At 69.1% G+C, this 24,291-nt stretch carries 24 protein-coding genes; 14 read left to right on the top strand and 10 right to left on the bottom strand.

Annotation, left to right across the window (positions count from 1 at the left end; genetic code table 11):
- The first annotated feature begins 25 nt into the window (after window positions 1–25).
- Together ED208_RS15865 and ED208_RS15860 are read left to right on the top strand one after the other, a co-directional pair.
- On the top strand, window positions 26–1,168 hold the full coding sequence (locus ED208_RS15865; protein WP_123212903.1) for a glutathione S-transferase family protein: 1,143 nt from the start codon (window positions 26–28) through the stop codon (window positions 1,166–1,168).
- Window positions 1,165–2,184, top strand: coding sequence for a glutathione S-transferase family protein (locus ED208_RS15860; protein ID WP_123212902.1), 1,020 nt, complete (start codon window positions 1,165–1,167; stop codon window positions 2,182–2,184). The genes ED208_RS15865 and ED208_RS15860 overlap by 4 nt, the downstream gene beginning before the upstream one ends.
- Here ED208_RS15860 and ED208_RS15855 read toward each other — a convergent pair.
- Window positions 2,123–2,614, bottom strand: a complete 492-nt coding sequence (locus ED208_RS15855) for a helix-turn-helix domain-containing protein (protein ID WP_123212901.1) — start codon at window positions 2,612–2,614, stop codon at window positions 2,123–2,125. The genes ED208_RS15860 and ED208_RS15855 overlap by 62 nt on opposite strands.
- A gap of 78 nt (window positions 2,615–2,692) precedes the next feature.
- On the opposite strand from ED208_RS15855, the gene ED208_RS15850 reads away from it, so the two are divergent.
- Window positions 2,693–3,541: a class I SAM-dependent methyltransferase gene (locus tag ED208_RS15850; protein WP_123212900.1), complete on the top strand. Its 849-nt coding sequence runs from the start codon at window positions 2,693–2,695 to the stop codon at window positions 3,539–3,541.
- A gap of 9 nt (window positions 3,542–3,550) precedes the next feature.
- Here the strand turns inward: ED208_RS15850 and ED208_RS15845 are convergent, their stop codons facing one another.
- Window positions 3,551–5,698: a DUF1302 domain-containing protein gene (locus ED208_RS15845; protein WP_123212899.1), complete on the bottom strand. Its 2,148-nt coding sequence runs from the start codon at window positions 5,696–5,698 to the stop codon at window positions 3,551–3,553.
- Window positions 5,699–5,859: 161 nt separating this feature from the next.
- On the opposite strand from ED208_RS15845, the gene ED208_RS15840 reads away from it, so the two are divergent.
- The gene (locus ED208_RS15840; protein WP_233575096.1) at window positions 5,860–7,266 is read left to right on the top strand and encodes a DUF1329 domain-containing protein; all 1,407 of its coding nucleotides are present in this window, start codon (window positions 5,860–5,862) and stop codon (window positions 7,264–7,266) included.
- A gap of 21 nt (window positions 7,267–7,287) precedes the next feature.
- Here the strand turns inward: ED208_RS15840 and ED208_RS15835 are convergent, their stop codons facing one another.
- Window positions 7,288–7,902 (bottom strand): TetR/AcrR family transcriptional regulator, encoded by a 615-nt coding sequence (locus tag ED208_RS15835; protein ID WP_123212898.1) that lies wholly within the window; start codon window positions 7,900–7,902, stop codon window positions 7,288–7,290.
- 176 nt (window positions 7,903–8,078) lie between these two features.
- Here ED208_RS15835 and ED208_RS15830 point away from each other — a divergent pair, with 176 nt between their 5' ends.
- Window positions 8,079–9,851 (top strand): cyclic nucleotide-binding and patatin-like phospholipase domain-containing protein, encoded by a 1,773-nt coding sequence (locus ED208_RS15830; RefSeq protein ID WP_123212897.1) that lies wholly within the window; start codon window positions 8,079–8,081, stop codon window positions 9,849–9,851.
- Between the two features lie 65 nt (window positions 9,852–9,916).
- Here the strand turns inward: ED208_RS15830 and ED208_RS15825 are convergent, their stop codons facing one another.
- Window positions 9,917–11,137, bottom strand: a complete 1,221-nt coding sequence (locus tag ED208_RS15825) for an OmpA family protein (RefSeq protein WP_123212896.1) — start codon at window positions 11,135–11,137, stop codon at window positions 9,917–9,919.
- Between the two features lie 212 nt (window positions 11,138–11,349).
- On the opposite strand from ED208_RS15825, the gene ED208_RS15820 reads away from it, so the two are divergent.
- On the top strand, window positions 11,350–13,437 hold the full coding sequence (locus tag ED208_RS15820) for a prolyl oligopeptidase family serine peptidase (protein WP_123212895.1): 2,088 nt from the start codon (window positions 11,350–11,352) through the stop codon (window positions 13,435–13,437).
- A 112-nt stretch (window positions 13,438–13,549) separates the two neighbouring features.
- On the top strand, window positions 13,550–14,152 hold the full coding sequence (locus ED208_RS15815; RefSeq protein WP_123212894.1) for a hypothetical protein: 603 nt from the start codon (window positions 13,550–13,552) through the stop codon (window positions 14,150–14,152).
- A 55-nt stretch (window positions 14,153–14,207) separates the two neighbouring features.
- On the opposite strand, the gene ED208_RS15810 is transcribed toward ED208_RS15815, so the two are convergent.
- Together ED208_RS15810 and ED208_RS15805 are read right to left on the bottom strand one after the other, a co-directional pair.
- A complete protein-coding gene (locus ED208_RS15810; RefSeq protein WP_123212893.1) occupies window positions 14,208–14,909 on the bottom strand; it encodes a glycerophosphodiester phosphodiesterase in 702 nt (233 codons plus the stop codon).
- A gap of 46 nt (window positions 14,910–14,955) precedes the next feature.
- A complete protein-coding gene (locus tag ED208_RS15805) occupies window positions 14,956–15,708 on the bottom strand; it encodes a hypothetical protein (protein WP_123212892.1) in 753 nt (250 codons plus the stop codon).
- Here ED208_RS15805 and ED208_RS15800 point away from each other — a divergent pair.
- Complete coding sequence (locus tag ED208_RS15800; protein ID WP_123212891.1) at window positions 15,707–15,985, top strand: acylphosphatase; 279 nt, start codon at window positions 15,707–15,709, stop codon at window positions 15,983–15,985. The two genes, ED208_RS15805 and ED208_RS15800, sit on opposite strands and share 2 nt — an antisense overlap.
- Here ED208_RS15800 and ED208_RS15795 read toward each other — a convergent pair.
- Both ED208_RS15795 and ED208_RS15790 read right to left on the bottom strand, forming a co-directional pair.
- The gene (locus ED208_RS15795; protein WP_123212890.1) at window positions 15,982–16,863 is read right to left on the bottom strand and encodes a TIGR01777 family oxidoreductase; all 882 of its coding nucleotides are present in this window, start codon (window positions 16,861–16,863) and stop codon (window positions 15,982–15,984) included. The genes ED208_RS15800 and ED208_RS15795 overlap by 4 nt on opposite strands.
- A 4-nt stretch (window positions 16,864–16,867) precedes the next feature.
- Window positions 16,868–17,122: a hypothetical protein gene (locus ED208_RS15790; protein WP_123212889.1), complete on the bottom strand. Its 255-nt coding sequence runs from the start codon at window positions 17,120–17,122 to the stop codon at window positions 16,868–16,870.
- A gap of 884 nt (window positions 17,123–18,006) precedes the next feature.
- On the opposite strand from ED208_RS15790, the gene ED208_RS15785 reads away from it, so the two are divergent.
- Window positions 18,007–18,771, top strand: coding sequence for an SDR family NAD(P)-dependent oxidoreductase (locus ED208_RS15785; RefSeq protein WP_123212888.1), 765 nt, complete (start codon window positions 18,007–18,009; stop codon window positions 18,769–18,771).
- Window positions 18,772–18,814: 43 nt separating this feature from the next.
- Here the strand turns inward: ED208_RS15785 and ED208_RS15780 are convergent, their stop codons facing one another.
- The gene (locus tag ED208_RS15780; protein ID WP_123212887.1) at window positions 18,815–19,783 is read right to left on the bottom strand and encodes a MerR family transcriptional regulator; all 969 of its coding nucleotides are present in this window, start codon (window positions 19,781–19,783) and stop codon (window positions 18,815–18,817) included.
- A gap of 134 nt (window positions 19,784–19,917) precedes the next feature.
- Between ED208_RS15780 and folE the strand changes: the two genes are divergently transcribed.
- Window positions 19,918–20,565 carry a GTP cyclohydrolase I FolE gene (gene folE, locus ED208_RS15775; RefSeq protein WP_123212946.1) on the top strand — a complete coding sequence of 216 codons (648 nt, stop codon included), beginning with the start codon at window positions 19,918–19,920 and terminating at the stop codon, window positions 20,563–20,565.
- Window positions 20,566–20,581: 16 nt separating this feature from the next.
- Here folE and ED208_RS15770 read toward each other — a convergent pair whose 3' ends face one another.
- Window positions 20,582–21,463, bottom strand: coding sequence for a LysR substrate-binding domain-containing protein (locus ED208_RS15770; RefSeq protein ID WP_123212886.1), 882 nt, complete (start codon window positions 21,461–21,463; stop codon window positions 20,582–20,584).
- Between the two features lie 152 nt (window positions 21,464–21,615).
- Between ED208_RS15770 and ED208_RS15765 the strand changes: the two genes are divergently transcribed.
- Genes ED208_RS15765 through rarD form a run of 4 tightly spaced genes read left to right on the top strand, consistent with a single transcriptional unit; the run spans window position 21,616 to window position 24,291 of the window.
- Window positions 21,616–21,984, top strand: coding sequence for a nuclear transport factor 2 family protein (locus tag ED208_RS15765; RefSeq protein WP_123212885.1), 369 nt, complete (start codon window positions 21,616–21,618; stop codon window positions 21,982–21,984).
- Window positions 21,981–22,724, top strand: a complete 744-nt coding sequence (locus tag ED208_RS15760) for a glutathione S-transferase family protein (RefSeq protein WP_123212884.1) — start codon at window positions 21,981–21,983, stop codon at window positions 22,722–22,724. The genes ED208_RS15765 and ED208_RS15760 overlap by 4 nt, the downstream gene beginning before the upstream one ends.
- Window positions 22,721–23,377 (top strand): glutathione S-transferase family protein, encoded by a 657-nt coding sequence (locus ED208_RS15755; protein ID WP_123212883.1) that lies wholly within the window; start codon window positions 22,721–22,723, stop codon window positions 23,375–23,377. The genes ED208_RS15760 and ED208_RS15755 overlap by 4 nt, the downstream gene beginning before the upstream one ends.
- A gap of 2 nt (window positions 23,378–23,379) precedes the next feature.
- On the top strand, window positions 23,380–24,291 hold the full coding sequence (rarD, locus tag ED208_RS15750; protein ID WP_123212882.1) for an EamA family transporter RarD: 912 nt from the start codon (window positions 23,380–23,382) through the stop codon (window positions 24,289–24,291).

Genomic DNA, 24,291 nt, shown 5'->3' with positions numbered 1-24,291 from the left:
AACTGGTTAGCGAAGAGGGCGCGCTGTGAGCGAGAAGCAGCGCTACCGCGTCTATCTCTCCGACGTCTCCTACTTCAGCGGCAAACTGGAGGGCGCCCTGCGCGCCAAGCGCATTGCCTATGAGCGGGTGCGGATCACGCCCGACATCCTGCTGCGTGAGGTGCTGCCCAATACCGGCTGGATGAAGGTGCCGGCGCTGCGCCGCGATGACGGCCTCTGGCTCTGCGACAGCACGCCGCTGCTGCGCTGGCTGGACGCCGAAAACCCGCAGCGCGCACTGATCCCGGACGACCCGTATCGCGCCTTCCTGTCGGCGCTGATCGAGGACTACTGCGACGAGTGGCAGTGGCGGCCGGCGATGTTCTGGCGCTGGGCCTGGCCGGACAACGCGCGCTATCTGGGCGCGCGCCTGGGCGCCGAGCTGTCGGCCGGCACGCCGCATCCCGCCTGGGCGATGGGCCTGTACTTCCGCAAGCGCCAGCAGCGCATCTACCTGCGCGGCGATGGCGTGCGCGCCAGCAACTTCGAGGCCATCGCTGCGCTTTACCCACGGGCGCTCGGCTGGCTGGAGAATCTGCTGGAGCATCGCCGCTACCTGCTGGGCGACCGGCCCAGCCTGGTGGACATCGCCTGGTTCGGGCCGATGTTCCGCCACTACGCGCAGGACCCGCGTCCGGCGGCGCTGATGGCGGCAACCGCGCCGCGCGTCTGGGCCTGGGTGACGCGCTTGTGGAACAGCGGCGCCGAGGACTGGAGCGAGACCGCTCTCGATGATTTCAGCGACGCGGCCTGGACGCCGATCTTCAATGATCTTGGTCGTGCCTATCTGCCCTACCTGCAAGACAACGCCGCCGCACTGGCCGCCGGTGCCCGCCACTTCGACGGCCACTACGGCGGGATCGACTACCCGCGCCTGCCGGCGATCCGCTACCGCGCGCGCTGCCTGGCGACGCTGCGGCAGTCCTACGCGCTGCTGGCGCCCGGCACCCGTGCGCGCGTCGATGCCCGTCTGCAGGGGCTCGGCATCAGTGAGTGTCTGGCCGCCGCGCCGATCCTGCCCGAGGCCGCCGTCATCGACTCCGCGCTGGCCGGCCCCCGGCGCGACCTGAGCCTGGCGCAGCGTCTGCGCTTCTACTTTTCCGGCACACCCTGGGATTCGCCACCATGACTCTGGAACCCTACCGCCTGATCGGCGCCAACCCCTCGCCCTATTCGCGCAAGCTGCGCGCGATCCTGCGCTACCGGCGCCTGCCGCATCTCTGGAAGGTCGGCAGCGCCGACACCCTGCCGGAAGTCGCCCATGTCCGGCCCAAGCTGGTGCCGATGCTGCGGGCGCCGGAGGAGAGCGAATGGCGGGTGGACTCGACGCCGCTGGCCTACTGGCTGGAAGAGCGCCATCCGGGCGAGCGCTCGATCATTCCCGACGATCCCGCGCAGGCCTTCCTCTGTCACCTGATCGAGGATTTCGCCGACGAGTGGGTGTCGAAGCAGATGTTCCACTACCGCTGGTTCGAGGACGCTACCGCGCTCTGGGCCGCGCAGTGGATCGTCCGCGACAGCCTGCCCAAGGCGCATGGCCCGGCGCTGACGCAGGCGGCGAAGTTCTTTCACGACCGCCAGCGCAGTCGCATGGCGATGGTCGGTTGCACACCGGCCAATGCGCCGCTGATCGAGGCCAGCTACCAGCGCTTGCTCGATCTGCTCGGTCCGGCGGTCTCGGCCAGCCGTTTCCTGTTCGGCAGCCGGCCCTCGCTGGCCGACTTCGCGCTCTACGGTCAGCTCGCCCAGCTCAGCCTCGACCCCTGGCCGCAGCGCGTCTGCCGCGAGCGCGCGCCGGCGGTGGAAGCCTGGGTGATTACCCTTGACGATGCCGCCGGCATCGACGGCGAGTGGAAGCCGGAGCTGCTCGCCAGCACCCGCGCCGGCTTGCTGGAAATGATCGGCGCCGAATACCTGCCCTTCCTCAGCGCCAACCAGCAGGCGCTGGCCGCAGGCCGGAGCGAACTGGTGGCGAACATCCGTGGCCAGGAATTCCGTCAGGCGCCGTTCGGCTACCAGGAAAAGTGCCGTGCCGAACTGCTGCGGCGCTGGGCGCTGCTGCCGGCCGAGAGCCGGCAGGCGCTCAGGCCGGTGCTGGAGGCGGCCGCCTGCGTCGACTGGTTCGAGCGCCAGTCGGAAGGCTGAGCGGCGCCTTCGTATCCGCCGGCTCCGGGCTGCGGATCGCACCGCGCGCGGCGGCCTGCATCAGGCGCCGGAAGCTGGGGCATTCCAGATGGCTGGGGGCCTGGCACACCGCCGCGTGGCGCAGACCATCGCGCAGCGCCGTCAGCCGGCGGATGCTGCGGTCCACCTGATCGGCGCGCGCCAGCAGCTTCGGGCGGTCGATCTGCAAGTGGCCGTCCGGCGCGAACATCGCCGCGATCTCGGCCAGTGAAAAGCCGGCCGCCTGGCCGAGCGCGATCAGCGACAGCTTTTCCAGCACCTCGACGCCGAAACTGCGCCGCAGGCCACGTCGCCCCAGGGCCCGGATCAGGCCGCGCGCCTCGTAGTAGCGCAGGGTCGAGGCGGCCAGCCCCGATTGCCGCGCGACCTCGCCGATGTCGAGTTCCTGCACGGTCTTGACCTCAAGTGGACTTGAGTTGGCACAGTGCCGCTCCAACGACAGCAAGACAAGCGTTCTGCGGAGGCAGCGATGACGATGGAACAGCGGCAGGATCACGAACAGGCGCGGCTCTGGAACGGCGTGGCCGGCGCGGCCTGGGTGGAGTTGCAGGCGACGCTGGACGCGTTGTTCCGGCCTTTCGAGACGCGCCTGGTCGCCGCGCTGGCGGACGGCGCCGACCAGACGGTGCTGGACATCGGCTGCGGGACTGGCGCCACCGCCCTGGCGCTGGCGCAGTGTCTTGGCGCAGGGGGGCAGGTGCTGGGCATCGACATCTCGGAACCGATGATCGCGCACGCCCAGGCGCGGACGCGGCATCAGCGGACCCGCGCGCCGGTGGCCTTTCTGTGTGCCGACGCCGAGCACCACGCCTTCGAGCCCGGCCGCTTTGACCGCATCGTCTCCCGCTTCGGCGTGATGTTCTTCGCCGATCCGGTGGCGGCCTTCGGCAACCTGCGCCGCGCCGCGCGAGCGGCGGCGCAACTGCACCTGATCGCCTGGCGGCATCCGGGCGAGAACGCCTTCATGACCACCGCCGAACGCGCGGCGGCACCGCTGCTGCCGGCGTCGCCACCACGCGCGCCGGATGCGCCGGGCCAGTTCGCCTTCGCCGATCGCGCGCGGGTGCGGCTGCTGCTGGAGGAGGCCGGCTGGCGCGATGTCGCAATCACGCCCCTGGACATGGAGTGCCGGATGCCGGAGTCGGCGCTGGAACCCTACTTCACGCGGCTGGGCAACCTCGGCCGCCTGTGGCCGAGCTTGGCGCCGGATCTTCGCGAGCGGCTGATCGCCACGGTGCGTCCGGCGTTCGCGCCGTTCCTGCGCGATGGCGAGGTGTGCTTCACCGCCGCCTGCTGGGAGATCGCAGCGACGGCCTAGCTGCTGGGCTCAGAACACCTTGGCGACGTAGAGCGAAAGATTGTCGCGGTCGCTCAGGCGGTGGCGGGTGCCGCCGCCGTCGAACACCTGGTAGGTGAGGCCGGCCGACCAGTCGTCCTGGAACTCGACGGTGACATTGCTCAGCAGCACCCGACGGCCTTCGATGAAGTTGATGATCGGTGCCGGCGAGGTGCCCTTGAGGTCGTGCAGCCAGACCAGCGCCGGGTTGATGGTGATGCCGCCGGGCAGGTCGTTGTAGCTCAGTCGCAGCAGGCTGCGGTAGCCGTAGGCCAAGCTGGTGGCGAAGCCCGAGGTCATCTGGGTGGGATTGATGTGGCGGCTGTCCGGCTGGCCGTCGGGGCTGCCGGTGCCGTCGGCGCCGGCCGAAGGATGGGTGCGGTCGCCGGCACCCTCGAAGTACAGCTCGCCGCGCTTGGGCAGGTCGTGCACGTAGAGCGCGGCGGCCTCGAACACCCAGAAGATCTGCGAGGCCCCCACCGGGTTGTCGGCGAAGGTGCGGATGCCGGTGAGACTGAGCTGCGAGACCTGCTGGCGCTCGTAGCCGGGGATGTAGTCGCCGGCATTGATGGTGACGCCACGGTAGCGGCTGAGGAAATCCGGCACCGCGTTGTTCTCGCCGGGCAGCACGAAGCCGGTTCCGCTGGGCAGTTGCGGCAACAGACTGGCCTGCAAGCTCATCAGCGGCTGCGCCAGCGCCGGTGGCAGTCCGGCGAGCAGCGCGGGGTCGGTGAGGCTGGCGGCGCCGATGGGGATGTCCTGGGCCGGAAACGCCGGGCCGAGCGTGGCGAACAGCACGTCCGATTGCAGGATCTGCAAGGGCTGGTTGGGGCGGTAGGCGTACTCGCCGGAGAAGGCCCAGTCGCCGACGTTGGTGTTGAACGACAGGCCGATCAGGTCGATGTCCTCGGGAAAGTCGAGGAACAGCCGCGCGGTATCCACCGGCAAGGGCTCGCGGCCGATGGGGTTGAAGCTTTGGCTGAAGCCCTGGCAGGCGAGAAAGGCGCCCGCGAAACCGCCGCCATTGGCGTCGCGCGTGCAACTGGCATTGGCGGCGTAGCCGCTCAGCACCGGGTAGCGGCTGTGGTAGTGCAGATAGTGCAGGGCCAGTTCGGTGCCGTTGTTGAGCCAGTCGGCGAGGTAGTTGAGCCGCAGGCCGAACTGGCCGCTGTCGCGCGGGGCACCGAAGTCCTCGTCGGGCAGGTAGACGGTGCGGGTGGCCTGCGAGATCGCCGAGGCGAGGCCGGCGGGCCGGAACTGCCGGTCCGGATCTTCGTGGAAGTTGCCGAAGCCGAGGATCGCGTATTCGCCGCCGCCGGCGACATCGCTGAACGACAGCAGGCTGCCGGCGGCCGGCAGCTTGGCGCCGCGCCACTGCAATTGGTAGACCGCCTCTAGCGACAGCGCGTCGGTGAGCGTCAGGCTGGCCACCGCCAACGGCGTGGCGAGCTGCAACTGGCTGGGTTCGGCGCCGGGCATGGCCAGCATCGGCGCGTCCAGCGGCGCCCATTCCGAGAGGGTGTTGAACTGCACCAGATTGGCTTCGCCCCAGTTCAGCACCTGGTTGCCCAGGCGCAGCAGCAATTCGTGGCCGCCCAGCTCGAAGCTGCCGGCGACGAACAGGTTTCCGAGCCGATGGCGCTTGGCGAACAGCGACTCGACATCGTCGGAGCGAGGGGTGCGCTGCGGCTGGAACTTGGTATCGGCGTGGTAGTCGTCGAAGCCGGTGTTCACGAAGTCGTAGAACAGCAGGCCCGAAGCCTGGAACTGCCAGTCGCCCCAGACCAGCTCCAGCTTGGGCCGCAACTGCAAGGGCGCGCTGACCCAGTCGCCACGGTCGTAGTTGAGATTGCCGTTGTCTTCGTTGACGCCGGAAAAGGCGCCACGGGCATCGACCAGTCGCTGATTGGGGGCGGCGCTGCCGGTCTGCGACTGGCAGTCGTCGGCGTCGCAGAGCCCGAGCTGGCCGGGGTTGGCGAGCTTGGCGATCAGCCGGTAGTCGCGGCCCTCGGTACGCACCGCCGCGCCCAGCGAGATCCGCGTGTTGAGTGCGCCGCTCGCCGGGCCGAGGTCGAAATCCACCGCGCCAGCGCCTAGCGACCACAGGCCGAGTGCGGCCAGCCACAGTGTCTTGTTCATCTCGCTCCTCTAGCCATGCGCCGGCCTGGCTGGCCGGTCTTGCGCCGCGTCGCCAGACTGGCGCGCGATTCGTCTTGACTAACGATTTACAGGATGTAAAGTTTACACACAGTCAAAAAGCCCGCAAGACGGGCGCCGGCTCCGGCCGGGAGGAGAGAACGATGGATGCCAAGAACGCGTGGGCCTATGCCCTCTGCCTGGGTGCACTGGTCGCCGGCCCGGCGACGGCGGCAGTGAGCGCCGCCGAGGCGGCGAAGCTGGGCGCCACGCTGACGCCTTCGGGCGCCGAGGCTGCCGGCAACGCCGCCGGCACCATCCCGGCCTGGACCGGGAGCAAGAGCTATCGCCCCGAGCAGATGCAGTTGCGCTACGGCGACTTGCAGACCCTGCGGCAGAAGCAGCCCGAGGCGGTGCAGGCGGCGCTGGCGCCGAAGGACGCCGGCGACAAGCCGCGCTTCGTCATCAGCAAGGCCAATGCCGCCCAGTACGCGGCGCAGCTCACCGCCGGCCAGCGCGCGCTGCTGGAGCAGGTGCCGGAGTTCCAGATGCGGGTATTCCCCAGCCTGCGACCGGCGTTCAATCTGCCGGCGGTGGAAGCCGCGACCCGCGCCAACGCGGTCAATGCCCGGCTCGAAGGCACCGACAAGCTCAGTGGCGCCAAGCTGGGCGTGCCGTTCCCGATTCCGCAGAACGGCGCCGAGGTGATCTGGAACCACAAGCTGAAGTTCCGTGGCAGCGCGGTGCGCCGCTACAACAACGAGGTGATCGTCGCCCGCGACGGCAGCTACCAGCTGGCGCGCATCGTCGAGGACGTGAAGCTCAAGTACGGCGACCCGAAGGCGCCGAGCCCGATTGAAGACGGCCTGATCCTCTACTACCTGCAGGAAGTGCTCTCGCCCAAGCGCATCGCCGGCCAGTTGCTGCTGGTGCACGAGAGCACCGACCAGACCGAGGGTGGCCGCAGCGCCTGGATCTACAACCCGGGGCTGGGGCGCACGCGGCGCGCGCCCAATGTCGGCTACGACAATCCCAAGGCCTCGGCGGACGGTCTGATGTTCAACGACCAGACCGACATGTACAACGGCGCGCTCGACCGCTATAGCTGGAAGCTGCTCGGCAAGCGCGAGATCTACATCCCCTACAACTCCACGCGTCTGCTGGCGCCAGATGTCAGCTACGACAAGCTGATCCGCAAGGGCGCGCTGAATCCCGAGCTGAGCCGCTACGAGCTGCACCGGGTCTGGGTGGTCGAGGCCAGTCTCAAGCCCGGGGTCCGTCACAGCTTCCGGCGCCGGATGTTCTACGTCGACGAAGACAGCTGGAGCATCGCGGCGGTGGACTGCTACGACGACCGCGACCAGCTCTGGCGCTACCAGGAAGCGCATCTGGCCACCTTCCCGTTCGTGCCGGCCACCACTGGCAGTCCGGAAGTGCATTACGACCTGCAGAGCGGCCGCTACTTCGTCACCGCCAGCTACACCGGCGACGACTTCCCGGATTTCGGCGCCAGCTTCGACGATGCCTACTTCCGTCCGCAGACCCTGGCCGGCCGCAAGCTGCGCAAGTAGCGGCGGATCGCGTGTCCGCCCTCAGGGGCGGACGATGCGCTCCAGCATCTGGTTGAACAGGCGCACGCCCTGGCTGCGCGAGATCACCCCGTCGCGCACCAGCTGGCGCATGCCCCAGAAGGCCATCATGGTCATCCAGGCGTAGGCCTTGCCATCGGCCAGGCCGAGGCCCAGCTGTTTGCGCACTGGCTTGGCCCAGAGCCCACCGATCAAATCGCGGAAGCCGATGCGCATCCGCTCGAGTTCCGGCGAGCCGCCCGCCGTGCCGGCGATCAACTGCCAGAGCGCGTCGCCCAGGCCCGGAGAAAGATCGAGGGTGACGGCCTCGGCCGATTTCACCGCCTCCTGCAGGCTGCCGGGGTTGGCGCTGATTGAGGCCTGGGTGCCGGCCATGGTGTCGTTGAAGATGTACCAGGCGGTGTCCGCGAGCAGCTTGTCCAGGCTGGGGAAGTGCTGGTAGACCAGCTGCCGGCTGGTGCCGCCCTGTTCGGCGAGCGCGCTCATGGTCAGGGCTGGCCAACCCTGGCGCTCGACGATGCCCGCCGCTGCCGCGAGCAGGGTCTGACGGCGCTGGTCGCGGCTGAGGTAGGCGCGCTTGGCGACCGGTTCAGCGGTCTTGCGAGGCTTGGCTGGCATCGGGCTGGTCCAAAGTTTACAGATAGACAATATCTTCTCGACGCGCGCTGCGCCAACTGCCAAGGCCGTCAGCAACGAGTTCGCGCCGGCAATGAGCAAAGGCGGGGCGCCGGAGGTGAGGGCTCCGCTACACTCGCGGGCATTCCACTCTTCAACCCGCCGGGAGCAGTCAGACCATGGAGGCGCGCAGCACACTCGCGGAGTGCGAGCTGTTCCTCGGTCTGGAGCCGGCGGCGCTGGATACCCTGGCGGCCTGCGCCAAGGCGGTGACCGTGCGCGGCGGCGAGACCCTGTTCTCCGCCGGCGACGATTCCGACGCGCTCTACATCGTCGCCACCGGACGCCTGCGCGCGGTGCTGCCCAGTGGCGAAGTCGCCGGTGACATCGCCCGGCTGGAACCGATCGGCGAGATCGGCGTGCTGTCCGGCGAAGTGCGCGGGGCCTCGGTGCACGCCCTGCGCGACAGCCTGCTGTGGAGGTTCTCCAGCGAGGCCTTCTACGCCTTCGTGCTCGACCATCCGGCCGCCCTGGTGGCGGTGGCGCGGGTGATCGTCGCCCGCCTGCGCCAGAACAGCCGCAGTGCCTTGCTGGCCAAGGCCAGGCGCACCCGCACCTTCGCGGTGGTGGCGGCCACGCCCGATCTCGATGCCAGCGCGCTGGCGCGCAGTTGCCAGGCCGCGCTCGGCCAGCGCAGCCGCTGCCTGCTGATCGACGCTGCGCGCGTCGACGCAGCCCTCGGCGCAGGTGCCTCCGGCCTGCCGCCGGGGCAGGGAGCCGAGGAGGGGCGGCTGATGGCCTGGCTCAACGCGGTGGAGGCTGAGCACGACTATCTGGTGTTCGATGCCGGGCATGGCGACGCGGCCTGGTCGCTGCGTGCGCTGCGTCAGGCCGACCGGGTCCTGGTGCTGGCCGATGCCAACGCCCAGCCGGCGCCCTCACGGATGCTGGAAGCGCTGGCGCGCGCCTCGGTGCGCACGCCGGTGGATTGCGTCCTGTTGCGGCCAGCCGGCGCGGCGGCCATCGCTACCAGCGCCTGGTGCCAGGCGCTGCACGCCAGCGGTCACTACTACCTGCGGCCGGGTGTCGAAGCCGATGTCCACGCCCTGGTGCGCCAGCTCACCGGGCGCGGCCTGGGGCTGGTCTTGGGCGGCGGTGGTGCGCGTGGTTTTGCGCACATCGGCCTGCTGCGCGCGTTGTCGGAGCTGCAACTGCCGGCCGATCTGATCGGCGGCACCAGCATGGGGGCCTTCGTCTCCGCGCTGCACGCCTGCGGTCACGACCACGCCACCATCCTGCAGATCACCCGCGACACCTTCGTCAGCCGCAACCTGCTCAACGACTACATGCTGCCGCGGGTGGCGCTGATCGGCGGCCGCAAGCTGCGCAAGCGCCTGCTGGAAGTCTTCGGCGACGTCCAGATCGAACAGCTGCGCATGCCCTATTACTGCGTCAGCACCAATCTCACCCGCGGGACTGCGGTGGTCCACGACCGCGGCCCGCTCGCGGCCTGGGTGGGCACCAGCATGTGCATTCCCGGCGTGGCGCCGCCGGTGGCCTGGCGCGGCGATCTGCTCGCCGACGGGGCGGTGGTCAACAGCCTGCCCACCGACGTCATGCAGAATCTCGCGCGTGGGCCGATCATCGCCAGCGACGTGTCCACCGAAGGCAGCATCGCCGCGCCGGGGGTGGAAGGCCCCGATTTCGAGGCGGTGCTGCGCGCCGGCGCCGACGGCCGCCGCGTGGGCCTGCTCGACATCCTGTTTCGGACTTCCACCCTCACCTCGGAAAGCGGCGTGCGCCGCCGCGCCGAATGCGCCGACCTCTACCTGCGGATGCCGGTGGGCGGCATCCAGACCTTCGACTGGAAGAGCCTCGACGCCATTGTCGAGAAGGGCTACCGCCACGCCATGGCGCGGTTGCCGGAGATCGCCGAGCAGCTACGCGGCTGATCGCTGCCGGGCACAAAAAAACCGGGGCGGATCGGCATCCGCCCCGGCTTGATGCCGCCGCCCGCTTACTGGGTCAGGATCTTGAACTCGACGCGACGGTTCTTGGCGCGGCCTTCTTCGGTGTCGTTGCTGGCGATCGGGCTGAACTCGCCCTCGCCCTCGGAGCTGAGTCGCTCGGCGGCGACGCCGGTGCTGGTCAGGTAGGCAATCACCGACTTGGCGCGCTTCTGCGACAGCGTCAGGTTGTAGGACTGCGGACCGAGCGAGTCGGTGTGGCCGGTCACCTGCACCTTCACCGCCGTCTGCGCCGCCAGGCTCTTGGCGATGCCGTCGAGGATGGCCTTGGCTTCGGCGGTCAGCGCATCGGAGCCGAACTCGAAGTTGACGCTCTGCAGCGCCACGGTCTGCTCAACCATGCAACCGACGCCGTCCACCTTGAAGCCCTTCGGGGTGTCGGGGCACTGATCGACTTCGTTGAGCACGCCGTCGCCGTCGAGGTCGGGGTTGCCGACCGGGGCCGGCGGCGGGCAGCCACGGGCATCAACCACGGTGCCGGCCGGGGTGTCGGGGCACTGGTCCAGCGTATCGACCACGCCGTCACCGTCGGTGTCGGCCGGCGGCAGCGGGCAGCCCACCGCGTCCACGGCGGTGCCGGGCGGGGTGTTGGGGCACTGGTCGCTGGGATCGGCCACGCCGTCGCCATCGGTGTCGGCCGGAGGCGGGGGCACGGGCTCTTGGCCGAACAGACCGTAGACCAGGCCGAGATTGAAGCGCAGGTCGATGCCGCCGCCCGCCTTCACATTCGGGTCGTAGCCGAGGTTGTCGTTGAAGTCGTAGACGCCGCGAACTTCGCCGCGCACCGAGAGATTCTTCCAGGGCAGAGCGCGCGCCAGACCAAAACCGAGGTTGACGTAGGGCGCCGTCTGGCCCTGGCTGCTGACGTCGTCATAGACCGCGCCAAAGCCGCCGAGCAGGAAGCTGCTCCACTTGCCTTCGCGCTGGATCACCAGCAGATCCAGACCCAGGCCCAGATTGCCGTCGGCGGTATCGTCGGTGTTGCGCGGCAGGTAGCTCAGGAAGCTGGTGGCTTCCAGGTTGAGATGCGCGCTCAGCGGAACGCCGGCAACCAGCTGAAAGCCGGTGCCGTAGTCGCTGGGACGGGCGTTATTGGTCTCGACATAGCTGAACATGCCGGCACCGTAGGCCTTGGACAGATCAAGCAGTTCGAACGCGGAAACGCTGTGGGCGACAGCCGCCATGGAGGCAGCCAAAACTAGTTTCTTCATGCTGTAGGGGTCCCTTGCTAAAGCCCTTGACCGAGTGTTGCTATGAGCGGATCGTCAGTTTCAACGCACTACTTCTCTAGGGAGCGCAGCACTCTGCGGCGACGAGCCGTGAACGTGTGCATACTCTAACGCAAGTCTTACGCCAAGTTGGCAGCACATTCGCCATGAAATCAGCCCTACAACGCCTCAGCCTCTGTTTCGCTTACGTCCTCATGCCCTGCCTCGCCGCCGCCGCTACTGACTATCCGGCGACGCCGCGTGGCGAGGTGGTCGAGGACTATTTCGGCACGGCGGTCGCCGACCCCTATCGCTGGCTGGAGGATGTCGATGCCGCCGAAACCCTGAGCTGGGTCAAGGCCCAGCAGGCGCTGGCCGAGCCCTTCCTCGCGGCGCTGCCGGAGCGGGCGCCGCTGAAGCAACGACTGACCGAGCTGTGGAACTTCGAGCGCCGCTCGACGCCGCGCCTGGTCGCCGGTCAGCGCTTCTTCCTGAAGAACGACGGCCTGCAGAATCAGGCGGAACTGATGGTGCAGGCCGGCCGCCTGGCCAGGCCGCTGCTGGACCCCAATCTGCTGTCCAAGGACGGCACCACGGCGCTGACCCAATGGGAGCCCAGTGCCAATGCCACCACCCTGGCCTACGCGCTGGCCGAGGCCGGCTCGGACTGGGAGGTGATCCGCTTCCGCACCGTCGCCACCGCGTCCGACCTGCCGGACGAGTTGCTGCGGGTGAAGTTCTCCGGCCAGGCCTGGACCAAGGACGAGCAGGGCCTGCTGTACTCCCGCTACCCGGAGCCCAAGCCCAGCACCGACAACGCCGGCAAGACCTTCGAGCGCCTGGAAAACCACACGCTCTACTACCACCGGCTGGGGACGCCGCAGTCCGCCGACCTGGTGGTGCACGCGCCGGAAGACCCGAGCTGGACTGCGGTCGGCGATCTCAGCGACGACGGCCGCTACGCCCTGGCCTATGTCACCGAAGGTGCCTCCGACAACAACCGGCTCTACGTCTATGACCTGAAGGATCCGCTGAAGCCGGAGTTCGGTGGCCAACCGTTGTTGCTGCTGGGCAAGGACTTCCAGCGTTCCTACACGGTGATCGGCAGCGAGGGTTCCATTCTCTACGTGCTGACCACCGATGGCGCCCCGAAGAAGCGGGTGGTGGCGATTGATCTCGCCCACGCCGAGCCGGAAAACTGGCTCACCGTGGTGCCGGAAGGCGCGGATGTCATCGACTCGGTCAATCACGTCGGTGGTCAGCTGCTGGTGAAGACCCTGCACGACGCCAGCTCGCGTCTGAGCCGCTACTCCCTGAGCGGACAGAAACTGGGCGAGGTGCAGCTGCCCGGCATCGGCGATGTCTCCGCCATCACCGGCAAGCCCGGTCAGGCCGAGGCCTATTTCCAGTTCACCGGTTTCGCGCAGCCGGCCAGCAACTACCGGCTGACCATGAAGACCGGCAAGGCGCAGCTGGACTGGGCGCCGAAGCTGGCCTTCCAGCCCGCCGACTACCAGACCGAGCAGGTGTTCTACACCAGCAAGGACGGCACCAAGGTGCCGATGTTCATCAGCTACAAGAAGGGCCTGAAGAAGAACGGCGCCAATCCCACGCTGCTGTACGGCTACGGCGGCTTCAACATCTCGCTGTCGCCGACCTTCTCGCCGCAGAACCTGGCCTGGATGGAGCGTGGCGGCGTCTACGCCCAGCCCAGCCTGCGCGGTGGCGGCGAGTACGGCGAGGCCTGGCACCTGGCCGGCACCAAGGAGCGCAAGCAGAACGTCTTCGACGATTTTGCCGCCGCCGCCGAATACCTGATCGCCCACAAGTACACCTCGGCCAAGCACCTCGGCATCCACGGCCGCAGCAACGGCGGCCTGCTGGTGGGCGCCACCCTCAACCAGCATCCGGAACTGTTCGCGGCAGCGGTGCCGGGCGTCGGCGTGATGGACATGCTGCGCTTCCACAAATTCACCATCGGCGCCGCCTGGCGCGAGGACTACGGCAGCTCCGAGACCGCCGAGGGCTTCGCCTATCTCTATCCCTACTCGCCGGTGCACAACGTCAAGCCGGGCTTGAAGTATCCGCCGACGCTGACCATCACCGCCGACCACGACGACCGCGTGGTCCCCGGCCACTCCTTCAAGTACGCGGCGGCGATGCAGTGGGCCAATGCCGGCAATCCCAACCCGCAGCTGATCCGCATCGAGGAGCGCGGCGGTCACGGTGCCGGCAAGCCGGTGGGCAAGAAGATCGACGAAGTCGCCGACGTGCTGGCCTTCCTAGTGCACTACACCAAGTAGTTCCCCGGGTGCGGGAGTCCGGCGCGGGCGGCGCGCCGGACTGTCATCGAACCGCAACCCTCGCTTGGCACTCTCTGCGCCCGAATCAAAGCCAATCGCTCAGGGAGTCATCATGTCGTTTACCGCGCGTCTCGCGGCGCAAGCCGCCCTGCTGGGTCTCGCCGCCCTCACCACCGCCTGCGCCAGCAAGGACAGCTGGATGGGCGCCGAGAAGGAAAAGAGCTACGACGCCGAGCTGGCCGCCAAGCGTCTGGCCGAGGGCCTGAACAACGACGACTACTTCGAGATCCGCAAGGACAACACCATCTTCGTGTTCGCCGACGCCAAGAGCTACAAGGTCTGGCTGAAGACCGACGAAATCCCGCTGGTGGTGACCAAGTTCCGCGTCGGCCCCAATGGTGAGAAGGGCAAGTTCGCCCTCACCAAGGACGAAACCAAGGCGATGGAAAAGATCGTCGGCTACAAGGGCGGCGCCCAGAACCTCTACGAAGGCAATGTCCAGGGCATCGCCAAGGGCTTCTTCGGTTTCATCCAGCTCGACGACGGCAGCACCTATGTGTTCGACAACTGGAACGCGCTGGTGGCCTTCCGCCAGAACGGCACCGCCAGCGGCTATGTCGGCACCGGGCCGAAGGGCAAGGTGACCTACGTTGGTTCCGCCAGCGAGCCGGCCGAGCTGGTGGCCAAGTTCGCCGCGCTGCACGACGGCAAGTAAGGCTTCATCCGCTGCACGAAAAGCCGCCCTCGGGCGGCTTTTTCGTGGCCCCTGCTCAGACGGCCAATGGCCGCAGGCGGTCGGGGTAGTCGGTGAACACGCCGTCGACGCCCAGGGCCGCCAGCCGGAGGTACTCCTCCGGGTCGTTGACGGTGTAGACGTAGACCGCAAGACCGCGCGACTTCGCATCGGCGACCAGTCGGGCGTCGACGAATTCGCTGGACAAATTCAGGCTCGCCGCCTGCAATTCGCTGGCGCAGGCGGCCCAGTCCAGCGGCACGCCGCAGAGCAGGGCGCCCACCGGAATCTCTGGCGCGAGCTGGTGAAACTCGAACAGCTCCGGCAGGTGGAAGGACGACACCAGCAGCTTCTCCAGCGGCCAGCCGGCGGCGACGCGCTCGCGCAGCTTGGCGGCGACGGCGGCGGCAGTGCCGTCCCAGGTCTTCAGCTCGATGTTGACGCCGGCGCGCTGGTCGATCAGGTCCAGCGCCTCGTCCAGCGTCGGCAGCCGCTCGCCCAGGCCGGCGTCGAGTGCGCGTAGGGCCTCCCAGCTCAACTCAGCGGGCAGGCCCTGGCCGTTGGTGCTGCGGTCCAGCGTCAGGTCGTGCAGCAGGAACAGCTCGCCCGAGGGGTGGCGCTGCACGTCGAATTCCAGCCAGGGCGCGCCGGCGAGGATGCCCGCCTCCAGCGCCCGCAGGGTGTTTTCCGGCGCCAGGCCACGGGCGCCACGGTGGCTGATCAGCAGGGGCTGGGACATGCGCGGGCTCCGTTGGGCTGCGGCGGCCAGTGTAGTCGGCGCCGGCTCAGGGCTTGCGCGCGACCAGGTTCACCAGGGCGGCGGCGAGCTGGAACGGCTGGCCGCCCAGGCGCTCGCGCACCGCCTCCGGCAACTGACGGTCATCGAGCCGCAGCATCGACACCTGCGCCACTTCGTTGCCGATCTGGCCGGCCCAGGTCTGCACCGGCGGCGCGTTCGGCCCCTCCTGAGGCTGGATGCCGAGGGCGGTGAGCCGGGCGACCTCCGGCAGCAGGGCGCGGGCGCCGTCGGCCAGCGGGCCGGTGGAGGCGTGCAGCTCGAACCAGCTCTGCACGTCGTGGCTGAGCAGCGGCGTCAGCGCCGCCGCCAGTCGCGGGGCCTGCGCCTGAACCCGGCGCTCCAGCCAGCCGCCGGCGCGGCGCGCGAACGGTGCCAGCGCCTGGGTCAGGGCCTGCGCGGCTTTCGGGGCTTCGCCGGCCTGCGGGTCGGGCAGGGCGGCGTAGGCGCGGGTGGCCAGGCGTTCGCCCCAACGCTGGCCGAGCTGCGCCAGCGCCGGCTTCAGGCCGCTGGCGAAATTGGCTTGCAGATGCGCGCGCAGGCGCAGGCGCTCGCCGCCGCCGGCGGCCGGTTCGGAATAGGCCTCCACGGTCATCCGCAGCAGCGAGTCGCCATTCACGCCGGGCAGCGCGGCGCTGAAGCGCAGGCGTTGCGGGTCGTCCGGGCCTTGGGCTTCCAGTACCTTGCCGGCGCGTAGACTGCGTCGGGATTTGGCCGGGGAATGCGGGGGTTTTTTCGCCATGACGGGAGTGTATCGCTTCAGGGTGCGCGGTCGGGTGCAGGGCGTGGGCTTCCGCCAGGCCACCCAGCGCCGCGCCAGTCAGCTGGGCCTGGATGGCTGGGTGCGCAATCTGGCCGACGGCAGCGTCGAGGGCCTGGCGGCGGGCGCCCCGGCGGCGCTGGAGCGCCTGCGCCAGTGGCTGCAGCACGGCCCGCCCACGGCCTGGGTGGACGCGCTGGACTGGCAGGCCGATGCCGAACCGGTCGAGGCTGGGGCCGGCTACCAGGTGCGTCGCTAGCCCACTATCTCGGACAGCGCCGGGGCTAGCGACGGATGGCGGAACACGAAGCCCTCGGCCTGGGCGCGCGTCGGCAGCACCCGCTGGCCACTCAGCAGCAGGCCGGCCATCTCGCCTAGCAGCAGGCGCAGCGCCGGCGCCGGCATCGGCAGCAGGGCCGGGCGGCGCAGGCTCGCCGCCAGCGCGCGGGCGAAGTCGCGGTTGCGCACCGGCTCCGGCGCGGTGCCGTTGTAGGCGCCTTGGCAGTGTGGATTTTCCAGCAGCCAGATCAGCAGCCGTACCAGATCGACGCGCCGTACCCAGCTCATCCACTGCTGGCCATTGCCCAGCGGACCGCCGCCACCGAGCCGGAAGGCTGGCAGCATCTTCGCCAGCGCGCCGCCGTCGCGGCCGAGGACCACGCCAGTGCGCAGAGTGCAGACCCGCAGGCCCAGGGTCTGCGCACGCAGCGCCTCAGCCTCCCAGTCGCGGCAGAGGCGGGCGGCGAAGTCCTCACCGGGCGCGGCGGATTCGTCCAGCGGGCTGTCGTCGCGCGGGCCGTAGTAGCCGATGGCGGAGCCGCTGATCAGCGTCTGTGGCGGCGTCGGCAGGCTCTCCATCCAGCTCAGCAGACGCTGGGTGGTGCCGATGCGGGAGTCGCGCAACTGCTGCTTGCGGGTGGCGGTCCAGCGTCGCTCGGCCAGGTTTTCGCCGGCGAGGTTGATCACCGCATCGACGGCCCGCAGTCCGTCCAGCCGGCCGGTGTAGTGGATGCCCTCGCGGAACGGCATCTGCCCGGCGCGGCGACTCAGCACGCTGACCCGATGGCCGTTGGCAACCAGGGCAACGACCAGCTCCCTGCCGATGAAGCCGGTGCCGCCAGTGACCAGGACGTGCATGTGGCTAGCTCCCGCCGCCGCGCCCACGGCGCAGGCGATAGCCCAGGATCAGCAGGCCGCCGCCGGCGAGCAGGCAGAGCAGGGCATAGAGCCGCGCCGAGCCCAGCGCCGGGCCTAGCAGGCTGTAGAGCCGGCAGTTGACCAGGCTGACCCGCGCGCAATCCAGCTGAAAGCCGTGCACCGCCGCCTCCGCCGTCGCGATCAGAGCGATCAGGCCGAGCACATTGCAGAGCAGCGATAGCGGTGTCGGGCGGCTCATCGGAGAGGATTCTGCGGCCTTGGAGAAAAGGGAGTCCTTAACGACCGCCGATGACGATCACGAGGCTGGGCCGACGTTAGCAAACCACCTAGTTGCTGCGTAGCCCCGATGTCGTCCTACGGCGGTTGCCGGAGGCTCGGATGCGTCGCGATAGTCGCGCATGGACGGATGGCTGGCGACGCAGGTATTCGTGCGGGTGGCCGACAGCGGCAGGTTTGCCCTCACCGCCGAGACCATGCAGCAGCACTTTGCCCGGCTGGAGTCGCATCTCGGGGTGCGCTTGCTGCACCGGACCGCCCGCCGGCAATCTGCATCTGGCCGCCGCAGCCCTGGGCGATCAGCACCCAGCGTTCGCGGTGGAGGTTCTGGGGGGGGCTGACCCAGGTGCGGGGCGACGAGGGCGAGCAGGCGCGGGTGACCTCGGTGCCGCTGAGTGGCCTGGTGGCCGGCATGGTGCTGGTGGAGCCGCTCTACACCGCTTCCGGGGCGGCGGCTGGCCCCGGCCGGGTACGGGATCAGTGCCGGGCTCATCGAGCGGGCACTGGCGCTCAAGGCGGGCGCGCTGCGCCTGCCGCTGCGGGTGCGCTGGCCGACGCTGCCGTTCGCTGAATGAGTCCCTGGCAGGGCGTTCCCGCTGACCAAAAGCCGCAATTGCCGCGTGCAAAGCTTGGTCAAAATCGAAACAATCCTGCTCTTCGCGACGCAATAATGTGCAAATTATGACGATATTTGTTTGCACATAAGTTTTACATTTGATCGGGCATGGCGGACAATGCAGTTGTGCAAGCTTCCCTGACCGATCTGCCAGTTGCCCATCTCTCCCCCGGCGGCAGATCAAGCCCTTTAGGCCGGCTTCCGCCGGCCTTCTTTTTTGGAGCCCGGCCATGAATTCCAGCCCTGCGAGCCGTCCCCTGCTGCTGTTGACCGGAGCGCGCGGGGGCATCGGTGCCGCCGTGCTGGCGCGGGCCCGGGAGGCGGGCTGGCGGGTGGCGGCAGTGTCGCGACGGCCCCCGGAGGGCCAAGCCGCCCAGGCCTGCGCTGACTATCTGCCGGTCATGGCGGACGTTGGCACGGCGGCCGGCGCCGAGGCAGCCTTCACGGCGGCCCGCGAGCACTTCGGCGAGCCGCCGGACCGGCTCTGCCACGCCGTCGGCAATGTCCGTCTGGGCGCCATCGAGCGTTGCAGCGAGGAGCAGTGGCGCCAGGTGATGGCCGCCAATCTCGATTCCGCCTTCTTCAGCCTTCAGGCCTATGCCCGCGCGCGGGCCGACCGCCCCGGCGGCGCGGCGTTGCTGTTCAGCTCGGTGGCGGCGCGCATGGGCACTCCCAATCACGCGGCGGTGGCTGCTGCCAAGGCCGGGGTGGAGGGCTTGGTGCGCGCCCTGGCGGCCGACTGGGCGCCGCGCGGTTGGCGGGTCAATGCACTGGCTTTGGGGCTGACGGAAACGCCGATGACCGAGGCCTTTACCCGTGGTGATCGCAGCCGCCAGAGTCTGAGTCTGCAATACCCCTTGGGCCGGCTCGGGCAGCCTTCGGAGGTCGCCCGCTGGGCCTTGTCCCTGCTGGACAGCGAGGGCTGGGTGACTGGCCAGGTGCTGTCCGTCGACGGCGGCTTCAGTGCCGTGCGGCCGCTGCTGCGCCTGTCCTAGCCGCTCCTCCGTGAATCACGGTGCCCGGGCGAGCGCCGTGGCGCTAGTCGTCGCGGACGCCCTCGTGCTCCAGTACCCGGTGCAGCGCCAGCTCCAGCAGCTCCCGGCACTGCGAGGCGGCCGAATAGAGCAGGGCGTGGACGGCGGCATCGGCGTTGTCGCTGTTCTCGCACTCCAGGCTGTATTGCTCGAAGGCATTGAGCTTGGTCAGCAGGTCGGCGAGGTGGTTGGGACATTCGCAGCGCACCGTGGACGGGCGGCGCGCAACCGTGGCCAGGAACTGCTCGTCGTAGCGGCGCGGCGCGGCAGGCTGCATCAGCCGCCGCTCGGGTGCGCTGGCCGGCTGGCTGTCCATCGCCAGGCCAAGCTGGCAGATGCGCGCCAGCTGTGCGGGATCCGCCGGCGTCGGCACCGCGATGATGCCCTCCTGATCCAGTCGCGCGAGGGTCTGGCGGCTGCTGAAGCCATAGACCACCACCATCACCCTGGCCTGGCTCTGTGCCCGCAGTTGCCGCAGCACGCGCAGGCTGGTGCCTTGCAGGGTGGCCAGCTCGACCATGATCACGTCATTGCCCGGCGGCGGCGTCACGTCCGCAGGTGGCGCGGGCAGGCGGTTGCTGATGCGCAGATCGCTGCGACCTTGCCAGGCCTGCTGCAGGCGCTCGGCCAGGGGCAGGCCGCAGACCAGCACCCGGCATTCACCGCGCGGCGGATTCGCAGCCGATGGGCTGGCGTTGTCGCCCAGCCGTTGGCGCAGCTGCTCGTCATCGAGGCCGGCGACGGTCCCGATCGCATGACCGGCGTCAACCGCCGTCTTCAGCAGCACCAGCCGGTCAATGTCGGCGCGGGAATAGAGGCGGCCGTTGCCGGCGCTGCGGGCCGGCTCCACGGCCGCATAGCGGCGTTCCCACATGCGGATGGTGGTTTCCGGCATGCCGGTCAGGCGGGCGACGGCGGCGATCCGGTACAGATCCTCGCTGGGCAGATTGGCGGGCGGGGTGTTCTTGGGCATGGCGGGCGGGGTTCCGAAGTTCGGGCTATACAGAATCAGGTCAATGAACAAACAAGACGAGCTTTCGTATAGCTTTTGAAGCAACTATGGGTATAGGATGCGCTTCCGATAACTATTTGTACAAGGAACGCGCCATGGAAGACTTCCAGAGCCCCGCCGCTTTCGCCGCCGGCCACGACTTCGATGCCGAGCCCTTGGCCGCCGCCGACGGCAGACCCGCGTCCGAGCACGCCTTCGCGCCGCTGTATCGCGAGCTGCTCAAGGGCATCGGCGAGGACGTTGGTCGGGAAGGGCTGGTCGGCACGCCGCAGCGCGCCGCCAAGGCCTTCGAGTTCCTGACCAGCGGCTACCAGCAGGACGTGCAGCAGCTGCTCAACGGCGCGATCTTCGAGTCGGCGAATCGCGACATGGTGATCGTCCGCGACATCGAGTTCTATTCGCTCTGCGAGCACCACATCCTGCCGTTCTACGGCAAGGTGCATGTCGCCTACCTGCCGGCCGGCAAGGTGATCGGGCTGTCGAAGATCCCGCGCATCGTCGATCTCTATGCCCGCCGCCTGCAGATCCAGGAAAACCTCACCGAGCAGATCGCCCGCTGCGTGCAGTCGGTGACCGGCGCCGAGGGTGTGGCTGTGGTGGTGGAAGCCCGGCACATGTGCATGCTGATGCGCGGCGTGGAAAAGCAGAACGCCTCGATGGTCACCTCCACCCAGCTCGGCCTGTTCCGCGAAAGCGAGAGTGCGCGCAACCAGTTCCTGCGCTTCCTGCCGCAGGCGGGCTAAAGCCGGCAGCGCCGACTCAGGCCTGGCCCTGGGTCTGCTCCAGCAGCCAGTCGCGCAGCGCGAACAGCGCCGGCAGTTGCGGGTGATCGGCGCGCCAGACGAAGTAGTGTCCGTAGGGATCGGGCACCGACAGCTCGAACAGCCGCACCAGCCGGCCGGCCTGGAGGTCGCCCTCGACCAGCGTGCGTCGCGCCAGGGCGATGCCCAGGCCGGCGGCGGCGGCGTCCAGCAGTACCGAGGAGTCGGTGAACGAAGGCCCGCGCGCCGGCTCGCGGAACGGCAGGCCGGCGGCGTGCAGCCAGGGCTCCCAGGGTAGCCAGGGGTTGCGCATCAGCACGCAGTCGGCGAGTTCTTCCGGGCTGCGCGGCAGCTGGCCGTTGCGGTAGCCGGGAGCGCAGACCGGGAACGATTCATCGCCCATCAGCCGCACCTGCTGCACTTCCGGCCAGCCGCCGGCGCCGAAGCGCAAGGCGGCATCGGCTTCGCCAGCGGCGAGGTCGGCGATGGTGGCGCGCACGTCGATGGCGAGGTCGATGTCCGGATGGCGGGCGATGAAGCCGCCCAGGCGCGGCACCAGCCAGCGACCGGCCATCGACGGCAGCACACTGAGATTGATGGTCAACTGCTTGCCGCCGGCGCCATCGGCGAAGCTGCGTTCGAGCATGCCCAGTGCCTGGCGTACCTTCACCACCAGCAGCCGGCCCTGTTCGGTGGGCACCATGCGGTTCTTCTCGCGCTCGAACAGCTTCACGCCCAGGCGTTCTTCCAGGCCGGTGATGTGATGGCTGATGGCGCCGTGGGTGAGCGCCAGCTCCTGTGCCGCGCGCGTGTAGGACTGGTGCCGGACCGCCGCCTCGAAGGCCTGCAGCGTCGCCAAAGGGGGCAGCCGGGTGGTCATCGGGCGGGGTGGAGCGCACTGGCCGGGGGTGCCGAAGTCTAGCTCGCTGTGAATTTGGCTCACAACGCGGGGCAAAACACTTCGTTTCCGTTGCCTCCGGCGCGCGCGCAGACTGCGCGCCGTTGACATCCCCGGCCCCCTAGCCACCGCCCATGAGCCCCGCCGAAAACCTGGTGCAGCGCCAGCTCCAGGCCTACAACGCCCGCGACATCGAGGCCTTGCTGGCCTGCTACGCGGCGGATGCCGAGCACCACCAGTTGCATGGCGGCCTGCTGGCGCGCGGCCACGCACAGCTCAGGCCGCGCTTCCTGGCGCGCTTCGCCGAACCCGACCTGCACGCCAGCCTGCTGAGCCGCACGGTCCTGGGCGACTGGGTGGTCGATCACGAACGCATCCGCCGCAACTTCCCGGAAGGGCGGGGCACGGTGGAGATGCTCTGCATCTACGAGGTCGAGGGCGGCAGCATCCGCAAGGCCAGCTTCGCGCTCGGCGCGCAAACCCTGGAAGACCAGACCTCATGACCCACTACCGCCTGTACTACGCACCGGGCGCCTGCTCGCTGGCCAGCCACATCGCGCTGGAGGAAATCCGCCGCGCCGGCCTGGCGGACTACGCCACCACCCGCCTGCTGCTGCCGGCCGGCGACCAGAAGAAGCCGGAGTTCCTGGCGGTGAATCCGCGTGGTCACGTGCCGGTGCTCAGCTACCGGCTCGACGGCAAGGAAGGGCTGCTGAGCGAAAACCTGGCGATCCTGCGCTTTCTCATGCGGCAGCACCCGCAGGCGCGGCTGCTGCCGACGGCGCCGGAGCTGGAAGCGCGCGGCTGGGAGTGGCTGTCCTGGCTCGCGACCGACGTGCATTCCTACGCCTTCATGCAGGTGTTCTACCCGATGCGCTACGCCGAAAGCCTGGTGGCGCAGGCCGAGGTCGAGGCCAGTGGCCGCGCCTTGCTGACGCGCTACTGGGCCGATCTCGAATCGCGGCTGCCGGCGCAGGGCTTTGCGCTCGGCCCGGGCCTGGCGGATCAGGGCGGCGAGGACTACTTCTCGGTGGTCGACGCCCTGCTGATCGTGTTCTACCGCTGGGCCAAGCGCTACGGTTTTGCCCCGCAGCGCCACTACCCGCGCTGGGCAGCGCTGAGCGAGCGCACCCTGGCGCGGCCCAGCGTGCAGGCGGTGTTCGAGGAGGAGCGCATCAACCTCAGCGACCGCCTGCCGCCACGGCCGGCGCACCTCTACCAGATTCCGGAAACCGAGCAATGAGCGACTACCGTCTCTACTACTCGCCCGGAGCCTGCTCGCTGGCGCCGCACATCGCGCTGGAAGAGCTGGGCCTGGCCTACGACAGCCAGCGCGTGGTGGTGGCCCAGGGCGACACCCAGAAGCCCGACTACCTGGCGATCAATCCGCGCGCCCGGGTGCCGGCACTGCGGATCGCCGACGCCGACGGCGAGCGGGTGCTCACCGAGGTGGCGGCGATCCTGATCTATCTCGCCGGCCTCAAGCCGGCAGCGCGGCTGTTGCCCACGGCTGGCGAGCCGCTGGCGCGCGCCGTCGAATGGATGTCCTGGCTCGGCACCAGCGTCCATGCCCATGCTTTCGCCCAGGTATTCCGCCCGGCGCGCTTCGTCAGCGACGAGAGCCTGCACGCGCCGCTCAAGGCCCAGGGTCTGGCGCTGCTGGAACTCGCCTACCGGGACATCGAGCAGCGTCTGCAGGGGCGTGACTGGGCGCTGGGTGCCGACTACTCGCTGGTCGATGCCTACCTGCTGGTGTTCTACCGCTGGGGTTATCGCGTCGGCTTCGACATGCGTCAGCGCTATCCGCACTACAGCCGGCAGGCGCAGGCGGTGGTGGACCGGCCGGCGGTGCAGCGGGCCTTGCAGCAGGAACAGATCGTGGTCTGGGAGTCGTGACGATGAGCGCGGAAGAAGCAGAAAAGAGGCGTGGATTTTTTGCCGCGATGTCGGCCTTCCTGATCTGGGGAATGCTGCCGCTCTACCTCAAGCAACTGCACGACACGCCGGCGGTACAGATCATGGCGCACCGGGTGGTCTGGGCCTGCGTGTTCGTGTTCGCCTACCTGGCACTCAAGGGCGAACTGGGCAAGGTCGGCGCCGCCTTGCGCGACCCCGCCGCCCGGCTGCGGCTGGCGGCTTCGGCGGTGCTGGTCAGCGTCAACTGGCTGATCTACGTCTGGGCGGTGACCTGCGGCCATGTCATCGAGTCCAGCCTCGGCTACTTCATCAACCCGCTGGTCAGCGTGCTGCTCGGTGTGTTCGTGCTGAAGGAAAGCCTGAGCCGCGCGCAATGGAGCGCCGTCGGCCTGGCCGCACTCGGCGTGCTCTGGCTCACCGTGCAGGTCGGCCGCCCGCCCTGGATCGCGCTGGCGCTGGCACTGTCCTTCGGCGGCTACGGTCTGATCCGCAAGAAGGTGGCGGTGGACTCGGTGGCCGGACTGGGTGTCGAAACCCTGCTGGTCGCGCCCTTCATGCTCGCCTGGCTGCTGTGGTGCACGCAGGCCGGCACGCTCAGCTTCGCGCACCACGACCGCCTGCTCGACGGCCTGCTGATCGCCAGCGGCGCGGTCACCGCCGTGCCGCTGGTGCTGTTTGCCTACGGCGTGCGGCGCATCCCGCTGTCCACCGTCGGCCTGCTCCAGTACCTGGGGCCGACGCTGCAACTGCTGACCGGCATCTTCGTCTTCCACGAGCCGTTCACCCAGACCCAGTTGATCGGTTTCGGTCTGATCTGGTCGGCGCTCGCGGTGTACGCCGGCGAAGGCTTCTGGCGCAGCTACCGGCGCCGGCCGGCGCCGGTAGCGGCCTGA

Origin of the sequence: Stagnimonas aquatica (assembly GCF_003730135.1) — a bacterium.
GTDB lineage: Bacteria > Pseudomonadota > Gammaproteobacteria > Nevskiales > Nevskiaceae > Stagnimonas > Stagnimonas aquatica.
Note: the sequence above shows the minus strand (reverse complement) of the source record. Positions and strands in the feature narration are given on the sequence as shown.